The sequence below is a fragment of the Niabella digestorum genome (genome assembly GCF_036409055.1).
GTDB classification, from domain to species: Bacteria; Bacteroidota; Bacteroidia; order Chitinophagales; family Chitinophagaceae; genus Niabella; species Niabella composti.
In genome coordinates this window covers 217,326-237,714 of the sequence record NZ_JAZGLY010000001.1, presented here as the reverse complement: position 1 = coordinate 237,714, position 20,389 = coordinate 217,326, and the positions used below count along the sequence as shown (strand labels likewise).

The 20,389-nt window shown below is 40.5% G+C and carries 18 protein-coding genes; 10 read left to right on the top strand and 8 right to left on the bottom strand.

The features are described 5' to 3' along the window. Nucleotides 1-20: 20 nt before the first annotated feature. Nucleotides 21-488, bottom strand: coding sequence for an Lrp/AsnC ligand binding domain-containing protein (locus V2H41_RS01005; RefSeq protein ID WP_330973248.1), 468 nt, complete (start codon nt 486-488; stop codon nt 21-23). A 627-nt stretch (nt 489-1,115) separates the two neighbouring features. On the opposite strand from V2H41_RS01005, the gene V2H41_RS01000 reads away from it, so the two are divergent. Beyond that, nucleotides 1,116-2,048, top strand: a complete 933-nt coding sequence (locus tag V2H41_RS01000) for a DUF3078 domain-containing protein (RefSeq protein ID WP_330973247.1) — start codon at nt 1,116-1,118, stop codon at nt 2,046-2,048. Nucleotides 2,049-2,055: 7 nt separating this feature from the next. On the opposite strand, the gene V2H41_RS00995 is transcribed toward V2H41_RS01000, so the two are convergent. Next, a complete protein-coding gene (locus tag V2H41_RS00995; protein ID WP_330973246.1) occupies nt 2,056-3,165 on the bottom strand; it encodes a glycosyltransferase in 1,110 nt (369 codons plus the stop codon). Between the two features lie 110 nt (nt 3,166-3,275). Here V2H41_RS00995 and V2H41_RS00990 point away from each other — a divergent pair, with 110 nt between their 5' ends. Continuing rightward, on the top strand, nt 3,276-3,527 hold the full coding sequence (locus V2H41_RS00990) for a hypothetical protein (RefSeq protein ID WP_330973245.1): 252 nt from the start codon (nt 3,276-3,278) through the stop codon (nt 3,525-3,527). 29 nt (nt 3,528-3,556) lie between these two features. Here the strand turns inward: V2H41_RS00990 and V2H41_RS00985 are convergent, their stop codons facing one another. From V2H41_RS00985 to V2H41_RS00975, 3 genes are all read right to left on the bottom strand, one after another. Then, nucleotides 3,557-5,104, bottom strand: a complete 1,548-nt coding sequence (locus V2H41_RS00985; protein ID WP_330973244.1) for an Rne/Rng family ribonuclease — start codon at nt 5,102-5,104, stop codon at nt 3,557-3,559. A gap of 347 nt (nt 5,105-5,451) precedes the next feature. After that, nucleotides 5,452-6,327 carry a tetratricopeptide repeat protein gene (locus tag V2H41_RS00980; RefSeq protein WP_330973243.1) on the bottom strand — a complete coding sequence of 292 codons (876 nt, stop codon included), beginning with the start codon at nt 6,325-6,327 and terminating at the stop codon, nt 5,452-5,454. Nucleotides 6,328-6,445: 118 nt separating this feature from the next. Beyond that, nucleotides 6,446-6,769 (bottom strand): HU family DNA-binding protein, encoded by a 324-nt coding sequence (locus V2H41_RS00975; RefSeq protein WP_330973242.1) that lies wholly within the window; start codon nt 6,767-6,769, stop codon nt 6,446-6,448. Between the two features lie 139 nt (nt 6,770-6,908). On the opposite strand from V2H41_RS00975, the gene mutY reads away from it, so the two are divergent. From mutY to V2H41_RS00950, 5 genes are all read left to right on the top strand, one after another. Next, nucleotides 6,909-7,964 (top strand): A/G-specific adenine glycosylase, encoded by a 1,056-nt coding sequence (mutY, locus tag V2H41_RS00970; RefSeq protein ID WP_330973241.1) that lies wholly within the window; start codon nt 6,909-6,911, stop codon nt 7,962-7,964. A gap of 120 nt (nt 7,965-8,084) precedes the next feature. Beyond that, nucleotides 8,085-8,513 (top strand): single-stranded DNA-binding protein, encoded by a 429-nt coding sequence (locus tag V2H41_RS00965; protein ID WP_330973240.1) that lies wholly within the window; start codon nt 8,085-8,087, stop codon nt 8,511-8,513. 79 nt (nt 8,514-8,592) lie between these two features. Further along, nucleotides 8,593-9,939, top strand: coding sequence for a gliding motility-associated protein GldE (gene gldE, locus V2H41_RS00960; RefSeq protein ID WP_330973239.1), 1,347 nt, complete (start codon nt 8,593-8,595; stop codon nt 9,937-9,939). A gap of 44 nt (nt 9,940-9,983) precedes the next feature. Then, a complete protein-coding gene (locus V2H41_RS00955) occupies nt 9,984-10,574 on the top strand; it encodes a DUF3109 family protein (RefSeq protein ID WP_330973238.1) in 591 nt (196 codons plus the stop codon). Nucleotides 10,575-10,605: 31 nt separating this feature from the next. Further along, nucleotides 10,606-11,988: a LutB/LldF family L-lactate oxidation iron-sulfur protein gene (locus V2H41_RS00950; protein ID WP_330973237.1), complete on the top strand. Its 1,383-nt coding sequence runs from the start codon at nt 10,606-10,608 to the stop codon at nt 11,986-11,988. Nucleotides 11,989-11,990: 2 nt separating this feature from the next. Here the strand turns inward: V2H41_RS00950 and V2H41_RS00945 are convergent, their stop codons facing one another. Continuing rightward, entirely contained in the window at nt 11,991-14,180 is a 2,190-nt protein-coding gene (locus tag V2H41_RS00945) for a S9 family peptidase (protein WP_330973236.1), read from the bottom strand. A gap of 166 nt (nt 14,181-14,346) precedes the next feature. Then, nucleotides 14,347-14,820 (bottom strand): DUF4920 domain-containing protein, encoded by a 474-nt coding sequence (locus tag V2H41_RS00940; protein ID WP_330973235.1) that lies wholly within the window; start codon nt 14,818-14,820, stop codon nt 14,347-14,349. 73 nt (nt 14,821-14,893) lie between these two features. Here V2H41_RS00940 and V2H41_RS00935 point away from each other — a divergent pair, with 73 nt between their 5' ends. From V2H41_RS00935 to V2H41_RS00925, 3 genes are all read left to right on the top strand, one after another. Beyond that, a complete protein-coding gene (locus V2H41_RS00935) occupies nt 14,894-15,496 on the top strand; it encodes a DUF6580 family putative transport protein (protein ID WP_330973234.1) in 603 nt (200 codons plus the stop codon). Between the two features lie 150 nt (nt 15,497-15,646). Further along, the gene (locus V2H41_RS00930) at nt 15,647-17,845 is read left to right on the top strand and encodes a hypothetical protein (RefSeq protein ID WP_330973233.1); all 2,199 of its coding nucleotides are present in this window, start codon (nt 15,647-15,649) and stop codon (nt 17,843-17,845) included. Between the two features lie 38 nt (nt 17,846-17,883). After that, complete coding sequence (locus V2H41_RS00925; protein ID WP_330973232.1) at nt 17,884-19,650, top strand: ABC transporter ATP-binding protein; 1,767 nt, start codon at nt 17,884-17,886, stop codon at nt 19,648-19,650. Nucleotides 19,651-19,654: 4 nt separating this feature from the next. Here the strand turns inward: V2H41_RS00925 and V2H41_RS00920 are convergent, their stop codons facing one another. Next, nucleotides 19,655-20,389, bottom strand: coding sequence for a YoaK family protein (locus V2H41_RS00920; protein WP_330973231.1), 735 nt, complete (start codon nt 20,387-20,389; stop codon nt 19,655-19,657).

The window sequence follows — 20,389 nt, the reverse complement described above, 5'->3', positions numbered from 1 at the left end:
GCTTTTGTACTTACAAAAGCTTAATCCAGTATTTTCACATTACGGGAAAAGCTTTCCTCTAGCGAGATGATGGTTTCGGTACGTTCTATCCCCTTTATTTTTTGCAACTTTTCATGCAGCACATCTCTTAGTTCTGATATATCTTTGCACACAACTTCGGCAAACATGCTATAGTTTCCGGTCGTATAATTCAACCGTACTATTTCTTTTATTTTATAGAGCTCTTTGGCAACTGTATCGTAGAGAGAACTTTCTCGCAGATAAATTCCGATAAAAGCAATAACGTCATAACCGAGCAGCTTCAAATCGGGATGTAACCGGGTACCCTTAATGACTCCATCCTTCTGTAGCTTCTTAATTCGCACATGAATTGTGCCTCCCGAAACGAAAAGCTTCTTACCCAAATCGGCATAAGAGATTTCCGCATCACTCATCATATGCTCAATGATTTGCAGATCCAGTTTGTCAAGATTTAATTTTGCACTCATTTTTAGCAGTTTTAATTTAATTTATTTCAACAAAAATACGGTTTTATTAAACAAAAACTATATTTTTAAAAAAAACATTAAAACATTTGGAACAAATAAGACATTCTCTTTATTTTTGTTCTATAAATCTCAAATATCTGAGAAAAACAAGTTCTTCTATATTGTGGGGTGATGAAACTTTGGCAGACATGCCCTCTTGTCTCGAGGGTGAGGAGCACGGGATAAACGCAACATAGAGCCGACCGTCAGGCCGACCAGGGTTGACCACTAACTTTGTGTTGTAGCTAACCGCCTCGTGGAGGTTCGATTCCTCCCCCTACAGCATTTCACCTTCACTGTGTTACAGTGGAGGTTTTTTTGTGTCCTCTCATGTAAAACATCACTCCGAAATAAGCACTCACATAGTGACAATATCAGATATTTAGCGCTTTTTTCGGAAAAGCAGTGTTATTGCGCTCTGCCTTCACACCCTAAATTACAACCCAGCCGCTAAAGCAGAAAATTTATCTTTCACTTGCTTGAAATACTACAATAAGCAAATCGAATATAAGAAAGCATCTCCGTATAACACAAAAAAAATTTACAAAAGCTTAACATTCAACCTTATATTTGCCAAAACTTCATACTATGAAAAAATTGCTGTTTTTAGTTTTTGCATTAGGCTCCTCTTGCTTTTTATTTGCTCAGGATGAAACCGTTCAAGCGCTCAAAAAAGATGCTGAACGTACCATTCAGAAAGATCCCAATGACACTACCTCCAAAACCTGGAAAACCGGAGGATTTGTAGGTATCAACGCCGCTCAAGGCTCTCTTAGCAATTGGGCAGCAGGGGGAGATAAATTTTCTCTGGCAGTAAACGGCAATTTAAGTCTGTATGCTTTTCATAAAAAGAATAAACATACTTGGGATAATACCTTGGATATCAATCTAGGCTATATTAATACCACATCATTAGGAAGTCGTAAAAATGATGACCGTATTGATCTGTTATCGAAGTACGGATACGCCATCGGCCCTAAATGGAATGTAGGCGCCTTATTCAATTTCCGTTCGCAGTTGTTCAAAGGATATGCGTACGATGATGATGGCAATCGCACTTTTAACTCTAATTTCTTCTCGCCCGCATATGTGCTGCTGAGCCCCGGCGTGGAATGGAAACCCAATAACGAGTTCTCCGCTTTCATATCTCCGGCAACTGTAAGATGGACTATCGTTAAAAACGATTCGCTCGCAGCGGTAGGTGCTTATGGTGTGGATCCGGGCAAACACTCCCGTACAGAGTTTGGAGCTTTTGCATCATTGAATTACATGAAAGAAATCAACAAGATGTTTTCTTATAAAAGCCGTATGGACCTGTACTCCAACTATCTGAAAAATCCTAAAAACATTGATGTGTACTGGACCAATATGATAAACATGAAACTTACTAAGTTCCTTACTCTTACCTATAGCTTAGATTTAATTTACGATGATGATGTGAAACTCTTCGGAGAGAATAACGACTCTCCGGCAACACAAATCAAATCTATGCTGGGATTAGGATTCTTGGTGAAATTCTAATAGTACATTATTTACTCTGATTTTGCTCGCACTGCAGCAAGAAGGCGTCCATTGCATTTTGCAACAAACCTGGTTGTAATGCAATACCTCCCGAATAAGGAAATTCAGCCGCTTGCTGCAGTATTTTTTTTAGGTCAAACATATCCTGACTGCAGCAGAAAGCAAATTGCTCCTGCATCAGATACTGCCCCAGATATTCTTGCTCTGTTTGCCCCGGCGTAGGAATTAATATAGATTTAGCACCAATACTATTAATATCCATTATCGAGCTGTAACCACTTCGACAGATAACATAAGAAGCAGCTGCCAGTTCTTTTTCCAATGCATCCTTTGGTAAATGATTAAACACGCGGGCATTAGCACATTCGGGAGCACTTCCACCATTGGGCACACCCCTCACTATGGTAACTTTAGCTTCGTATTGTTTTAGCTGAGAAAAAACGATTTGCTCCAATACACTTCTTTGCGGTTCAGGACCTGAAATCAAAAATAGCAGCCCCTTCTGTTCTGCTCCAGTAGGAACTGCACTAAAACGTGATAAAGCCCCCACATAAAAACAGGGAATACTAGGCATTTTATTTGGATGCGATAAATCGCCTGCCAAATTAGGTTGTTGGGGAAAATCGGGAATCCAACAGTAAGTGTACTTATTAATAAATCGATAGTTCAACTGCTGAAGCATGTTGTCGGCCAATGCGCTTAATCCCGTTTTAATTTGCAATTGATGGGTCATAAACACACAAGGTACAGCATCGGTACAAAGTCCATATCGGTTATCGCTAATCACCCCATCTATCTGATATTCCTTCACAATTTTCTGCAACCAACTGTGCTCCTGCTTTATCCGATATAATATACGAGGTACTTGAGCCAGCATTTTCACAGCCAGCCCTTTTCCTTTGTGGTGATAGCGCACATTGTATCCTTCCAAAGGCAAAAACGAACATTGGGGGAACTCCTTCTTTAGAATAGCTTGTTGCGTATCATTGCCTGCCAGCCACACCTCCACCTCTCTGTTTAGCAATTCGCTGATTACAGGTATACACCGGGTGGTATGCCCCAAACCCCAGTCCAACGGGGCTACCAATATTCTCAATTTCCGGTTGGGATGATTCATATTTCTAGGCAACGAATGCAAAAATGTGCTTAAAGTAAAAACTTTACGGCGACTTATTTGTAAAATACAGTAAATTTATTACCGGAAACACGATTTCCGGGAGAGAAAACATGAGCACGTACAGATATCAACGCGATATTATTCTGATTATTAATGATGAAACTGTGCGCCCAGAAGCTATCGATGACAGCAGGGTGGATGCTATAAATAGTATCATCTCTTACGTCGACAATATAGATAGTTTTTGCAGGGCTCATGAACTGGTGTGCCGTAATAAAATCACTTCCAAAAGATCGAAAATATTAGATGCAATAGAGCACGAACAGCTGAAACCTTTTAGATTTTTGATTAATAAAAATTAAAAGCCCCGATTAAAATCGGGGCTTTAGCATTATAATTTAATCTCTTCATCCATTTCGTTAAAGAAATGGTACTCGGTAAGATGATAGGAGGAGTCTTTTTCCAAACGGGTTTTTTGCCCGAATTTTCTGTTCCATTTAGCAATCTTGGTATTCCACCAAAGTCCCTTAGTTAAGTAAGCGTGCATAATAGGATGCACCACAAGTTTTAGATTCTTATGCTTATGTGTAATCAGGTATTGAAGATTTCTTTCGATCTCATCTTCCAATACCAAAGTGGAAGAAATTTTTCCGCTACCGTTACAGCTGGGACACACCTCCTGTGTGTTAATGGTTACTTCAGGGCGCATACGCTGACGCGTGATCTGCATCAGGCCAAATTTGGAAATAGGTAGCACGGAGTGTTTGGCTCTATCAGCCTTCATCACCTCCTCCATCCGCTCATAGAGTTTCTTTTTGTTTTCGGGAAGCTTCATATCGATGAAGTCCACCACGATAATCCCCCCTATATCCCTCAATCGTAGCTGTCTGGCTATTTCAGCTGCAGCTTCCAAATTCGTTTCCAGCGCGTTCTGCTCCTGATTGTTGCTTACATTTTTATACCCACTGTTTACATCAATTACATGCAGGGCTTCAGTATGCTCTATAATGAGATAGGCGCCACTATTCAGCGTTACCGTTTTTCCGAAGGAGCCTTTAACCTGTTTGGTTATACCCATGGAATCGAATACATTTCCATGAGCCTGATTTACGATTTCGACTTTTTCCGGGGCTATACGCTGTATATAGTTTCTAGTTTCAGCGTAGATATTTTTATCGTTGGTTACGATACGGTTGTAATCTGCACTCAGTAAATCGCGTAGTATACTATGCGTTTTGTTTTGCTCGCTGTAGATTTTGGTGGGTGCTGTAGCGCCTCTTAAATTTTGCTGTACGGTGTTCCAGATATTCACTAGATGTTCGAGATCCTCGTAGAGCTCTGCGGTATTTTTACCCTCGGCAGCGGTTCTTACAATTACTCCGAAATTTTTAGGCTTTACAGCCTCAATAATTTTTTGTAAGCGTTTCCTTTCTTCGGAAGAATGAATTTTTTTGGAAACAGCCACAATGTTATTAAACGGTGTGATCACAACAAACCGACCCGGGATGGAAAGCTCACAGCTTAAGCGAGGTCCTTTTGCAGCAATCGGTTCTTTGAGGATTTGTACCAAGATATTGGGTTTTCCCCCCAGAACCTCACTAATTTTTCCGGTTTTTACGATTTCCGGTTCTACTTCAAATTTTGAAAAATCTAAAGGATTTTCATTGGTGGCGTTCATAGCCATTTGAGTAAACTTGAGCAATGAGCGCGCATAGGGACTTAAATCGGTGTAATGCAAAAATGCATCCTTCTCAAAGCCCACGTCTACGAATGCTGCATTGAGACCCGGCATTAGGCGTTTTACCTTTCCCAGGTATAGGTCGCCCACAGCAAACCGGGCGTCACTTTTTTCACTATGCAGCTCAACTAATTTTTTGTCTTCCAGCAAGGCTATTTCCACACCGGTAGGAGCTGCATTAATTACAATTTCTTTGTTCATTACATTCTGCACATAATGCTATGCCTTAAATAAAGTAAAATACACCTACTTTATGCGTTATACAATGCAAGAAGAAAGAGTTATATGGCATTATAGAGACGGGACAAAATGCATATAACGCTAAAGTAGCCGAAAAGAAAACATTGCATAAACCCCGCACAAGAAAGTTACGGGGTGTATGCAAATAACTTATCTAAAAAGAAATACTGATTATTTCTTTTTATGGCGGTTTTTTCTAAGTCTTTTTTTACGCTTATGTGTTGCGATCTTATGACGTTTTCTTTTTTTACCACAAGGCATAACTAATAATTTAATCTGTTTACTAATATATTTTTTACCAACAATTTTTACTTAAGGTCCTGAATTCTCTTCCCCAACTCTGCTTTCATTTCGGGATACTGATCGGCCAGAGGTAAGGCTTTTTGATACCATGCTATTGCTTTCTCTTTGTTTCCCTGTCTCTCATAAATATCTGCCAGCAATAAGACGGCCTGAAGGTTTTCAGCATCGATACGTGCCACAGTTTCCAGCCTTTCCCGGGCCTTTTCTGTTTGCCCGCTCATGAGCGATCCCATAGCGAGCGTCATTTGGGCATATACATTGCTGCTGTCCTTATCCACTACTTCCCTAATCTTTGCTATTCCCTGCATAGGAGCATTGGAAATACCACCAAAAATATAGGTAGCTCCTAATCCTACTTTTGCAGAGTCGTTATCGGGATTTACCTGCAGTGTTCTTTCGAACAAGTCTTTTGCCTGTAAAGCCATCCACTTTCTCAATTCATTATCCCCGGCTTCCTGCAGGTTATTAAGGAACAAATGGCCTGCAAAATTGAGGTTTTTTTCTGAATTTTCCAACCTAGCCCCTTCTGCGGTATACCAGGCAAAGGGAATAAAAGCCCTCCCGGTATCTTTCCAGAACTGGGAAAGTTGATGATACACATGCGTTTTTTCTTGGCTGTCGGTAACCGATTGAAGAATACGATTCAGCTCTTCAACCCGTTTTTGATAGCCCTCAGATAACCTTTGTTGCGAGGCAAGTAAATTACTATCTATTGAAAATGAGGTACTTAACAATTCGGCATTGAGGTCTGATACCTCATGCTGATGTCCTTCATGGGTATGAGCCGATTGATGTTTCCGAGGTTTTGTACTTCCAAATGCCCATAAAAGGCATAGGCCCAAAAAGGCAAATATAATTGTCAGATATTGAGGTTTCTTCACAATCAAATTATTTAAATGGATTGCAAAGTTAACCCCCAACAGGCACAAATTGTTTAAAAACTATGCAATAAGGTTACCAACAATGTCAAATTTTTACTCTCAGCATGGTCAGTATAAACTAATCATCTGCATCTTCGCCCGGGCCACTATCCTTCTTAGGCTCTTTTAATTTTTTCACTTCCATGCTAAACTCCTTGGCCGGCTTGAATGCAGGGATATAATGTTCCGGTATATGTACCGCTACATTTTTCTTAATATTGCGACCTATTTTAGCAGCACGTTTTTTGGTGATGAAACTACCAAATCCTCTAATGTAGATGTTTTCACCGGAAGCCAGTGTATCTTTAACTTCCTTAAACATGGTTTCGAGTGTTACTAACACATCTACTTTCGGAATTCCGGTTTTGTCGGATATTCGGTTAACTAAGTCAGCTTTTCGCATAGTAAACTAAGTATTAATTTTTAATAATGTTTTAAACAGGTATATAAAGCTTGCGAACATTACATAATCAATTATTAATCCAAACTTTACGCTAAGTAAAAAAATTTTTTACATATTCATCAACATAACACATAATAAATTGATAATCAATACATTTTCAAAAACACTTTTAAAATGGAATAAATCGCAAAATTCTCGCTCAATGCCTTGGAAGGGAGAAAAAGACCCCTACAGGATTTGGCTGAGTGAGATTATCTTACAACAAACTAGGGTTGAACAAGGTTGGGAATACTATACCCGCTTTATTACCACATTCCCCAGTGTTAAAGAGCTAGCTTTGGCTTCCGACAAAGAGGTTTTTAAATTATGGGAAGGGTTGGGTTATTATTCCCGCTGCCGTAACCTGATAGCCACTGCACGACACATCTACCAAGAAAGAAATAGTGTTTTTCCTCAAACTTACGAAGAAATTCTTAAGCTTAAAGGTGTTGGGCCTTACACTGCTGCCGCCATTGCTTCTTTCAGCTATAACCTCCCTTATGCCGTAGTAGATGGCAACGTACAACGAGTACTGGCGCGGATATTCGGGATCGAAGACCCTATTGATAGTACATCCGGCAAAAAGAGATTTCATGCGCTGGCTCAAGAACTTCTGGATAAAAAAAATCCGGCTATATACAATCAGGCTATCATGGACTTTGGTGCCACCGTATGCAAACCCCTCCAGCCATTATGTTCCCAATGCCCTTTTGCATCGGACTGTGTGGCATTCAAAGAAAATAAAATTGCCCAATTTCCCGTGAAAAGCAAAAAACTTATTATCAAAAACCGATATTTCTATTTCTTTTTTATTCGCTGCCGTAACAAAATTGCCATCCGGGAAAGACTAACAAAAGATATATGGCAGCATCTGCACGAATTTCCCTTGATGGAACTGGAAAAGGAAGGGAGTTTAAATACAGCATTAGATGCCGCCCGCCAGGCAGGATGGTTCCATGCCAAAGATTTCATAAGTTCCATCAGTAATACCTATAAGCAAAAACTTACCCATCAGCACATACATGCCGTATTCATTACTGTTCAGGTAGGCAGAATACCCTCTACTCTTAAAAATTATGACTGGGTGGAGGCTGATAAGCTCGCACAATATTCCTTTCCGAAGGTGATTAATGATTTTCTGAAAACAGCCTTATAACCCCCTATTTTTAATAACTCCCTGATATAAAATGATTGATTTTTTCAAATAGCTAAAAAAAATTAATTTTAATGTGCATTTGGATATATACATACTACTTAAGAATTAAATGATACTTACATGAGAGGTGTTAATAGGGTAATGCTAATCGGGAATTTAGGAAAAGATCCTGAAGTACAGGTTCTGGAAGGGAATATCGCTGTAGCCAAATTTCCGCTCGCCACAACAGAGACTTTTAAAGATCGTACAGGCAAGTTAGTATCTCAAACAGAATGGCACACCGTCGTACTATGGAGAGGGTTAGCAGAGCTTGCCCAGAAGTATCTTCACAAATCCAGTCTGGTATATATCGAAGGCAGATTACGTACCCGAAGCTGGGAAGATAAAGATGGTGTAAAAAAATACATCACTGAGGTGGTAGGCGAAAATCTGATAATGCTGGATAAAAAAAGCGAAACTGCCTCTCACGAACAGGACGAAGCCAATTCCAGTACCAGCGGTCCTACTGATGCTCCCGGTGAAAACACCCCAGAACAGCCAGGCTTTTAAATTTTCATTAATAGTAATAATATTGCATCTGGATTAAGTAATAGGCATTTTTGTTTTCAGTTCATCAACAGTTAAAGTTTTGTATACCCTATTTTACGCTACTCTATATAATAGCCTGGGACAGCTACAATTAGAGGCTAGTACGCAAAGCAGCACCTTATTGGTAATAGGTCTGTTGGTGCTTGTTTTTTTATCCTTTTCCGTATCCGGATCTCAGGCAGCCATCTTTTCGCTAAGCGAAAAAGATATTGATGTTTTAAAAACCAAACAACAACAACCTGCCGCACGCAGGATTATTGATTTACTGGATGAGCCTAAGGAGATATATACTTCCATGCTCATCTCCAAAACGATTTTGAATATCTGCCTTATTATTTTAACCAATTATCTTATCAATCTATACTCACCACCTGAGTATTTTCATAACATTTACTTTATCATTCTCAAATGGCTTTTAATTGCCTTTCTGATTATTTTTCCGTTGGAAATTTTTCCGCGTGTATGGGCGCGGCAAAATAGTCTTCGATTTGCTTATGAGTGGCCAATTCTGCTCTTCACAGTAGAAGTAATGCATCTGTTATTAAGACGCATCAGTAAAAGCATTGTATTAGTAGCCGACAGCATTGGGAAAACTATAGGAACCGATAACGCCGAGCAAAATAGTTTGCAAGAATTTGACGAAGCCATTGATGTACAGACTGATGAAGAGGCCTCTCCCGAAGAGAAGAACATCATGAAAAGCATCGTGAAGTTTGGCAAAATTTCGGTGAAGAAAATCATGCGCAGCAGGCTGTACGTAAGTGGTGTTGAATATAATACTCCATTCCCCGAACTGGTTAAAAAAATTCAGGAATTACAATACTCTCGCCTTCCGGTGTACAAGGAAAACTTGGATGAAATAGAGGGTATTATCAATACCAAAGACCTGATCCCACATCTCTATGAGGAAGATTTCGACTGGCATTCCGTTATCAGGCCCCCATACTTTGTGCCCGACTCAAAACTCATCGAAGATTTGCTGCTAGAGTTTCAGAAAAAACGCCTGCACTTTGCAATAGTAGTGGATGAGTTTGGCGGTACCAGCGGTATTGTGACACTGGAAGATATTTTGGAAGAAGTTATTGGCGATATTAAAGATGAGTTTGACGAAGTAGAAGACGATAACAAAAAAGTGGATGATAACACTTATATCTTGGAAGGCAGTACCATGCTGCACGATGTATGTAAAACATTGTCAATTCCTACCAATACATTTGATAAAGTAAGAGGAGATAACGAATCGTTGGGCGGTCTTATTAACGAAATCGCCGGCGATTTGCCACAGGCAAACTCGATAGTTACTTGCGGGGATTTTGAATTCACCGTTCTGGAAACAGAAAGAAACCGTGTGAAAAAAGTAAAAGTCGTTATAAAACCCCGCGAATAGGTCTGCAAAGCATATTAAAGAATTACCTTCGCACCAAAAAGACAATGATAATTATAGACAACAAGATCATAAGTGATGATATTGTGGAGGCTCAGTTTGTCTGCGATCTTACCAAATGCAAAGGAGGCTGCTGTGAAGAAGGAGATGCGGGCGCCCCACTTACAGAGGAGGAACTAAAAGAGGTTGAAAATAATTACGACGCTATAAAACCTTATCTGACTCAGGAAGCCATTAATCATGTAGAGAAACATGGTAAGTACTACCATGATCAGGAATTTGGATGGGTGACACCTGTCCTGCCACAGGATAATGAGATATGCGCTTACGCTTTCCGCGAAAAAAACGGATTAATAAAATGCGCATTTGAACAGGCTTATAATGAAGGTAAGATCAAATGGAAAAAACCCATCAGCTGTCATCTCTATCCTATAATAGCCTATCGTGGCAAATACGGCGATTACGAACGGCTGAATTATGAGCCGCGTAAAACCCTGTGCAGTCCTGCCTGCAAACTGGGTAAACAATTGAAGGTTCCCGTATATCAATTTTTAAAAGAACCTCTGATACGTAAGTACGGCGAAGAGTTTTATTCTATATTGGAAAAAGTTGTAGCGTCGCAGGAAAAAGAAATGTAACGCTTATTTATTCACTAATAAGCTCAAAAACATGTCACAAACATCCGACATCTTTCATAAAAAAAGTAAAGAATTAGCAGCCGACCGGGCTCACCGAGAAGTAATCAATTTTAATATCGGTAAGTACAATGCAGCAGTTCCCGGAGGGAAAAAACAATATATCAACCTAGACCTAGCTCGCGAGCGCGCCAAGAACATCAAGTGGAAGGCCATTGAGACTCTGGACCAACAACTGGAGAACTTTGAGTATCACATTACCCAAAGAGGTGCCAAAGTAATCTGGTGCGAAAACGCTCAGCAGGCTGCAGAAGCAGTAGTAGCCATTTGTAAAGAAAAAAATTGCAAAACGCTCGTTAAGAGCAAAAGCATGGTAACCGAGGAAATCCACCTCAATCAGCATCTTGAAGAAAACGGTATTGAGAGTGTGGAAACCGACCTCGGAGAATATATTCAACAATTAGCAGGCGAGCCGCCCTATCATATCGTAACACCGGCAATGCATAAAAGCAAAGAAGATATTGCCAGATTGTTTGCCGAAAAACTGGGAACAGATCCTACACTGAACCCGCAACAGCTGACATTGGTAGCCCGCGAAAAACTCAGACAAAAATATGCCGAAGCCGAAGTAGGTGTGACCGGCGCCAATTTCATTATTGCAGATATAGGAGGAGTTGCCGTTACCGAAAACGAAGGCAATGCAAGGCTAAGCTGTTCCATGCCTAAAACCCATATTGTTATCGCCGGAATTGAAAAAGTAATTCCTTCGTTCAGTGATTTAGCTTTATTCTGGCCGCTACTAGCTACATATGGTACCGGTCAGCGTATTACATCGTATAACACTATCATTACGGGACCACGTCAGCCGGGAGAAGCAGATGGCCCGGAAGAAATGTATGTGATCCTGCTGGATAACGGTCGTACAAATATTCTGGCCAATGAAAAAACCAGAGAAGCCCTATACTGCATTCGTTGTGGTGCCTGTCTGAACGCTTGCCCGGTTTATAAAAATATTGGAGGACACACTTATGCCACCACGTACAGCGGCCCTATCGGTTCGGTAATTACACCCCATTTGAAACCGATGAAAGAATGGAAGCATTTAAGCCATGCGTCATCGCTTTGTGGTAATTGTACCGAAGTTTGTGCAGTAAAAATCAACCTGCACGAATTGCTCCTCGAAAACCGTCATGAAGCACAACAGCAAGGCCACACATCGTTCTCCGAAAGAATGGTGTGGAAAGTATGGAAAACCGCCATGCTGAAACGCAAGCTGATGAACAAGGGCAACGGCGGGCTGAAAAGTACACTAATAAACACTTTTGCAGGGGCTTGGACCAAAGACCGCAGCCCCCTCCGCTTTCCCCCAAAATCGTTCAATGAACTGTGGGAAGAACGACGCAAACACAATATATAATACTATCTCGCTCCGGGCGGACAGTGCTGTTTCAGATAATTAGTGTACAAGGTTGATAAATGCTCCCAAGTACCCTGTCCTTCCGATATGCTGTGCGAACGATTGGGATAACTCATCAGTTGAAACTGCTTATTATGTTTGATTAATTCATTGATGAGCATTTCGGCGTTATTGTAATGTACATTATCGTCGCCGGTACCGTGTATGTACAGCAAGTTACCTTTTAGATTTTTTGCGTGTGTAAGCGGTGATCCTTCTATATACGGACGTTCATCCATTTGAGGCACACCTGAATAACGCTCCTGATAAATATTGTCGTAGGTACGCTGGTTTACTACTGCCGCTACGGCGATACCTGTTTTATAAATTTCGGGATATTGGAATAACAGATTTAAAGTAGTAGAACCTCCTCCACTCCATCCCCAAACTGCGACACGGCTGGTATCGATATAAGGCTTCATACGAAATAAAGCCTGAGCAGCCATTGCTTGATCACGAATATTCAAAATTCCAATGTTTTTATACAGCGCCTTACGCCATGCACGGCCTTTAGGTACAGGAGTCCCCCTACTATCTATAGACACGTATATGTAACCATCGGCAGCCATATTTCCTTTGTAAAGAAAATTATACCCGGCACCAAATTTATCCTGCACAGTTTGACCTGCCGGCTCGGTGTAGACGTAAAATACAATGGGATATTTTTTAGTGCTATCAAAATTCTGAGGCTTCAGCATCCAGGCATCCATTTCCACGCCTTCCTCCGTAGTAATCCTCAAAAACTCTAGGTTTGGTTTGTTGGCTGCACTACGGGCAATAGCTTGGCTCACCTCATTGGCTCCTTTCAAACTTTTATGTGACGGAAGCTCAATCCACGCGGATATAGGGCGCACATAATAATTGGTAAACTGATGCAACGCATATTTTGCATTGGGCGAAATGTGGTAATTATTAGTCCCCGACATGTCGGCCGGCGTAATTCTCTCCGGCTTACCTTTTCCGTTCAGCAACGTACGATAAAGATATTTCTGTGTAGCATTTTCGGGCGAGGCCATAAAATAAATGTACCCTCCTTTTTCATCGATTGCGCAAATATCCATTACGTCATATGTGCCGGGTGTAATAAGGGTTTCTTTTTTGCCATCGCGACTAATACGATACAAATGACGCCAACCATCTTTTTCTGAAGCCCATAAAAATTCCTTCCCGTCGTTTAGCCAATCCCAACCTTTGTTGGCATAATCATGATCCCAAAAAGGCATAATGTCAATCCATGCTTCATCCTGCTCTTTGTATATTTCTTTGGACACCCCACTCTGCACATTACACAGCATCAGTCGGCTCTCGTTTTGCTGGCGGTTCAGCTGCTGAATGATAAGCTCGGTATTATTGGCTGCCCAGTCCATACGAGGTAGATAGGTGCCCCATGTAGGATCATCAGGAATGGACATCCATTTGGTACTAGCCGACTCAATATCTACCACACCGATTTTATATAAAGAAGGTTTTTCTCCCACTACGGGATACTCGATAGGTATCAGCTTAGGATAAATTGAATCGGTGTTGTTGACCATGTGATATACTTTGGTATCGCCTGTAATAATTTGCCAGTAAGCAATTTTTTTACTATCGGGCGACCAACGAAAACCATCGCGACAATAAAACTCTTCTTCATAAGCCCAATCAAAAGTACCGTTGATGTGCTTCCGATCTCCACCTATAGTCATCGGTTTAATGACTCCTGTGGCCAAATCTTCTACGTAGATATTATATTCCGACACATAAGCTACTTTGGTATTATCAGGAGAAAACTTGGCAAACATTAAAGATGAGGCAGGTAGTGTGCGGCCCAACCGATGCAATTTCTTATCGCTGATATGATAGACCCAGTAATCGCCGCGGGTATCATCGCGCCATACGCGTTGAGTATTGGTATATATCATTATTTTTTGCTCATCAGAGCTTACGGTGAAGCTTCTTATTGCAAGTGGCTTTGATGCCCCTGCTGGAATGAGTTTTTCCTTAGCCACAAGCACCGTAGATGTTTGCTGCGGCAACACATATTTTACAATATTTCCCTCTTCTGCTTGATAATAAGCATTGCCATCTGGAGCCCACACAATATCTTGAGCTTGGCTAAGATGTATGCTGCTTACGATAAGGATACAGATGTAAAGTATTTTTCTAAACATGGAATATAATTTTTAAAATGTCTTTGGTGTTTAGCCGCTAAGATATTTATTATTGACGTACTGTTATACTGCATGATAGTGTGGCTCTTTTAACCCATTTATCTAAAAGCAAAAGAGGAATGCATTTTTGGCTACATTCCTCTTTTCGCATTATTCGGCAGATAAATTATTTCACCACCAAAACACCGTCGGCCAAAAATCTTACCTGCTTTTCGGGCTTAGTAATAGCATCTATTTCAGCCTGACTTTTTTTGGCATCCTGTGCATAATGTTTCAGTTCAGCCACAGAAACTTCTTTTTGTGTAGCGATACCATCCAGTACTACCGTTTTTCCTACAATATCAGTAGGTACAAAAAATGCATAATCCTTGAAGCGAACAAAAACAGTACTCTTATCATCCAGCTCTACATTCATCCAGCATCCCTTTTTCGGACAGGAAGACAATACTTTACCAACTACTTTGGCATCAATAGTATCTTTTTGGGAAAGTAACTTATTAAAGTCCACGGCTTTTAAAGTTCGCTCCGCTGTAACTTTCTTTCCATAGGTATCTCCCGGATTGGCAGGACCTGCAGGAGGTTGTGCCTGAACGAGCAAGCCACACAACACTAAAACAACAGTCGTAACTATATTTTTCATAACAGATGTTTAATTATATTGTAAATTTATAAAACTATTTACTTTTGTAGCCATACAAATAAAATTCCGGCTCATGAACAAGATAAGCATGCGCACTCGTATTATCGTTGTAATGATAGTTTTAGCGGCATTAAGCAGACTACTGCCGCATCCCTATAATTTCTCACCATTAGTAGCTATGGCGCTGTTCGGTGGAGCTATGTTTCAAAACAAATGGCAGGCCTATTTAGTGCCCATTGCCGCTTATCTGGTTTCTGATATAGCCTTGCAGATGACTGGAAAAATGGGGATATATAGTTTCTCACAACCTTTTGTACTTATTTCTCAGGCTTTTGTATACGTTAGCATGCTGCTGGTTACTTTATTGGGCACCAGCCTACATCAGCCTAAAACTGTAAAAATATTAGGTTACTCACTTACTGGTTCTACAATATTTTGGGTGCTTTCTAATTTTGGAGTGTGGTTCGGAAATCATTTTGCAGCCGGTACTATTTTGTATGAACCCGGGCTTACTTTGGGTACAACCTACCTGAGAGCGCTGCCTTTTTATAATACCATGAGTAGCGAGCTGTTCCTGAACGCTTATCTAGGCGATTTATTCTACGCTGCACTGCTATTTGGTGTATTTGCCTTAATTCAGAAAAAATACCCGCAACTCAGCTATTCTCGCATTTAATAAGTCCATTGAAGACAAATATTATTGAATGTTGTAAAAAGTAGTGGATATCGACTGCTTTTACGCAACCCTATTATGTCTTCAACCATCTTTTAACTTTTTACGTTTATATATCGGGTTACCTTTGTCATTACGATTAATATTAGCATTATGAGTGGAAAGGCACTGTTGAATATATTTATTTCGTTAGGTATTGCTTCCGGAGTTTTTGCACAGGGTTCCAACGAACCTAAAATCAACATTCCCATCAACCGGCAGTTGTTTCATGATAATATTGTGAAGGAAAAACAATTGTTGCTAGGTAGCGATGGTAAGATGGATAATGAATTTACCATCGAAAGCAATCTCGATATAGCCCAACTAGCTACACAAGCCATTAATCATCAGGTAGATGCAATCAGGTTCATGATAGAAACCGATTCTAAAATTGATGCCCGTCTCAAATCGGGCTATCTGGTAGGCCTAGCTAATATTTTGCGTCACATGCGGCAGGGCTGGCTAAAAAGACAAGTAAATCCCTCACATTTTGCACAAATCTTTTCGGTTTACAAAAAGCTCATTGAAGTAAATACCGAAAAAAAATCAATCATCCCTTATGTTGAGCATTTCCCTTACGATATAGCCTATACGGCTACTTTACCGCGGATTTTTGAGGAAAACCCCAGCTATAATGAACTTAAAGACCTACTACTTGTAAAATTTGCAGCACAATATCCCGATAAAACATTTCAGGAACTTTCCAAATATCCCGACTCCAAACATGCCGATAGCCTTATAAAAGCAATCGGCAGGCAGTATCCTGAACAACTTTATTCGTATGCACAGGCAGGTAATGCTCTGAGCCGAAGAATCAAGAGTATTAAAGAGGATACCTTCGTAAAAACGGTAGTAGAATTATCAGAAATGAAAAGCGGGCAAATCTATTTTCCATTCCTAGACAACCTAGTGAAGGGTAAAATTACTATTGCCGAACTGGATGCTGCCAAAGATGATAGGCTGAAATATTATCGTCTGCTTGTAAAAACACAGATGGATTACGCACGCCGTGCCTTGAACGGGGATATCGCCATTGGTTTTAAAGAGTTGACAGCACGTCTGCAAAGAAAGGGTAATGATGAGTTCGTAAATGAAATTAATGCATTACACGAATCGCCCAACGCCATTCGCTTCAAATGTTTGCAACCTTTAACTGCTCAAGAACTATATTATCTGGCTGTATTTTCTGACGGATTGATTTATACCAGTAGCTATACGCAGGGGGTATTTCCGCTCATGATGAGCAAAATCAACAATAGAGGAGACTCTCTGCTGATGAGCGTATCATTCGATCATTACAGGAAGTTTATCCGCCAGGCTGCAGGATATAATACATTAAAAACCTTCTTTTCAACATTTCCTAATAAGAAAGATGCTAGTGATTTAATGACCGCCTTTGTAAACGGCTTGGAAAAAACCAAAGGACTGGAAGACGGCGTAGATGTAGCCGACTCTTATGCCAGCCTTTACGAAACCATGCCCGAGTTGGCTAATCAGATGCTAAAAAACGTAAAGGCTAATTACGAACGCAATCTGAAAGCCAACAACCGAAGAGGTATTGCTATTTATAATATTCTGTACAAGCTCTTCCTCTCTGCCGATCCTAAACAAAACATCGATTTGACCAAAGAGTTGGGTATCCCTCCGGTATACAATATCCCATTCCAGAGTTTCACCAACGAAAAAGGGGAAGTCATTACTCAAATGTTCTTTTATGGTGATGAGGATGGTATGATGGACTTTGACATTTTTGTGCGCACCTTTGCCAATGACCCCAAATGGAAGCTGGATCAGAGCAATAGTAAATTTGTGGTAGCTAAAACTACCAGTGGAGCACCTGTATACGTATTCGCCAATAGACCTTTACCTAATACAGAAGACCAGGATTATGTAGCGCAGAACGCTATGCAGGAATATTTGGAAAAAAATAACCTTGCACCTACCGTTACTTTCCACAGAGGGCACAGCTATCACGCGCCTACCAGTGTAAGTTATATTACACCTACATCACGCGTAGTATTCATGGGATCCTGCGGAGGCTTTTTCCTGATTGATTCTATCTTGAAAAAATCTCCCGATGCTCATATTATATCTTCCAAACAAACCGGCTATCGGGACATTAATCTTCCGTTCATCCGCATATTCTTAGAAAATCTGCGTCAGCGTAAGGATATTGATTGGATACCTTTCTGGAAAGAGTTCCGTGCCGCAGCACATATTACAGGTATGGAAGACTACATTCCTCCTTATAAAAATCTGGGAGCATTGTTTATCAAAGCGTATAAAAGGGCCACCGGAGAAGAAGAAATGTAGTAACTTGTAAACTAAACCGGCGATAGCGGTACATTTTAATGCAGAATAAAAAATCATTTTTTGATCTCAGCAAACTGCGGCGCATTTTTCAATATGCGGCACCGTACAAAGCAAGGTTTTATTGGTCGGTAGTGCTGGCAATTGTACTGGCCCTTATTACCCCCGTAAGACCCATGCTCATTCAGCTTACGGTAGATAAATACATAGCGCAGTCCTTAAAGGAAATGGTCGTATACATTACGATCATTCAGATAGGGATTATACTTATCGAAACCGTAATGCGCTTTGCGTTTACTTTTACAACAGCCTGGCTGGGGCAAGCCGTAGTAAAAGATATGCGTTTAGCAGTATACAAAAAAATTCTGGGGCTTAACCTGAGACAATTTGATAGAACACCTATTGGCACCCTTACCACACGCACGATCAACGATATTGAATCTATTAACGAAATTTTTTCCGACGGGTTGATCCCTATCATTGCCGATTTACTATCCATTGTTTGCGTGCTTACCTACATGTTTTGGGTGGATTGGAAACTCACGCTCATTGCGTTAATTCCCTTCCCCATCATGATTATTGCTACGTACTACTTTAAGGAAAGCATCAACAAATCATTCTTTAAAGTAAGAAATGCTGTAGCAAGATTAAATGCCTACGCACAAGAGCATCTCTCCGGAATGGGTGTGGTACAGGCTTTCACCGCAGAAAAGAATGAGTTTGAAAAATTCAGGGCAATTAACAAACAGCATCGTAATGCCAATATCAATGCCATATTTGCGTATTCGGTATTTTTTCCGGTAATTGAAATTGTATTGGCCCTTTCTATAGGATTAGTTGTCTGGTACACTGCTCAAGAAGCATTGCATTTGCAAAAAAGCCAGCAAGGTGTTATTGTTTCGTTTATCCTTTGTCTGAATTTATTGTTCAGACCATTAAGGATGATTGCAGATAAGTTCAACATTGTTCAGATGGGTGTGATCGCTAGTGACCGCATTTTCACAGTGTTGGATAACGATGATGAAGAAAAAGTTCCGCAAGGCGGCTACTTACAGCCGCCCACTCGTATGCAGGGAAAAATCAGCTTTCAAAACGTAAGCTTTGCTTATATAGATGAGCATTGGGTATTGAAAGATGTGAGCTTTGAAATTAAACCTGGAGAAACCGTTGCCATTGTAGGACATACCGGCAGTGGCAAGACTACCATCATCAGCCTATTGACTCGTTTCTACAATATCCAAAAAGGTCGGATAGAGATTGATGGATATGACATTAATAGGCTCTCACCGGAATATCTTCGTGAAAACATCAGTGTGGTGCTGCAGGATGTGTTTTTATTCTCAGGGTCTATCATGGACAATATCACATTGCGTAATCCCAATATCACTAGGGAACAGGTGATCGCCGCTGCAAAAATGATCGATCTGCACGATTTCATTATGCAACTACCCGGCAATTACGATTATAATGTAAAAGAACGTGGAGCTACACTGTCTTTGGGGCAAAGACAACTGCTATCGTTTATTCGTGCCATATTGTACAATCCATCCATTTTAATACTAGATGAAGCTACCTCATCCATCGATACGGAGTGTGAAATACTGATACAGAGGGCCACAGAAAAACTAATTCATGGCCGCACTTCTATTGTCATTGCACACCGTCTGAGTACGATTCGCAAAGCAGATAAAATACTGGTATTGGACAAAGGCGTATTAAAAGAAATGGGCACCCACGAAGAATTATTGGCCAAAGGCGGTTACTACGCCCGTTTACACAAAATGCAGTTTGAAAAAGAAGCAGTATAAAAATTTACGCCTTATCCTTGGCGTCGTATCGGCGTTTCCATTTAATCAATTGAAGTTTTACACTGTCGTAATATAATCCCGCCAGCAGTATTAGCGCCGGTATTACCAACGCATAAATCCTCATATACGAATAGAGTATGCCACCCGCTATGCCACCGATAAAGAAAAATAAAATGATGCGCCATCTCAAGCGGATTACCGAAAACAGCCGCTCTTTTTGTTCTTTCTTTTTATAGAAGAATAACTGCGACATTTCAATTCCCAGATCGGTAAAAAGTCCGGTGAGGTGAGTGGTTCTTACTAATGCACCGGAAATTCGCGTCACCAGTGCATTCTGCAAGCCCATTGCAAAAAGCAGCCAACAGGCAATAAAATTAGGATGCTGCATCGTAAAGGTGGGACCACATAGGGCAACCATTAACAAAATAGCACTTTCACATAAACCGGGTAACACATAAATATAACGATCGCCGCGCTTCATCATGCTTTCCATCATAAAGCTGGAAACAAAGGCACCCAGAAAAAAACAAAATACATAAAAAAAATAAACAAAGCCTTTTGAAAACTCAAGCCTAAATACTTCATCAACAAAAAAGGCAAAATGACCTGTAACATTGGTAGTAAGACGTTGTACAGATAAAAATCCAGTAACGTTTACCACACCTGCAACAAAAGATAGCAGGGAAGCTATCTTTTTGTTATGACTGATTGTTCTGCTTTTTCCCCGATGTCTGAACAT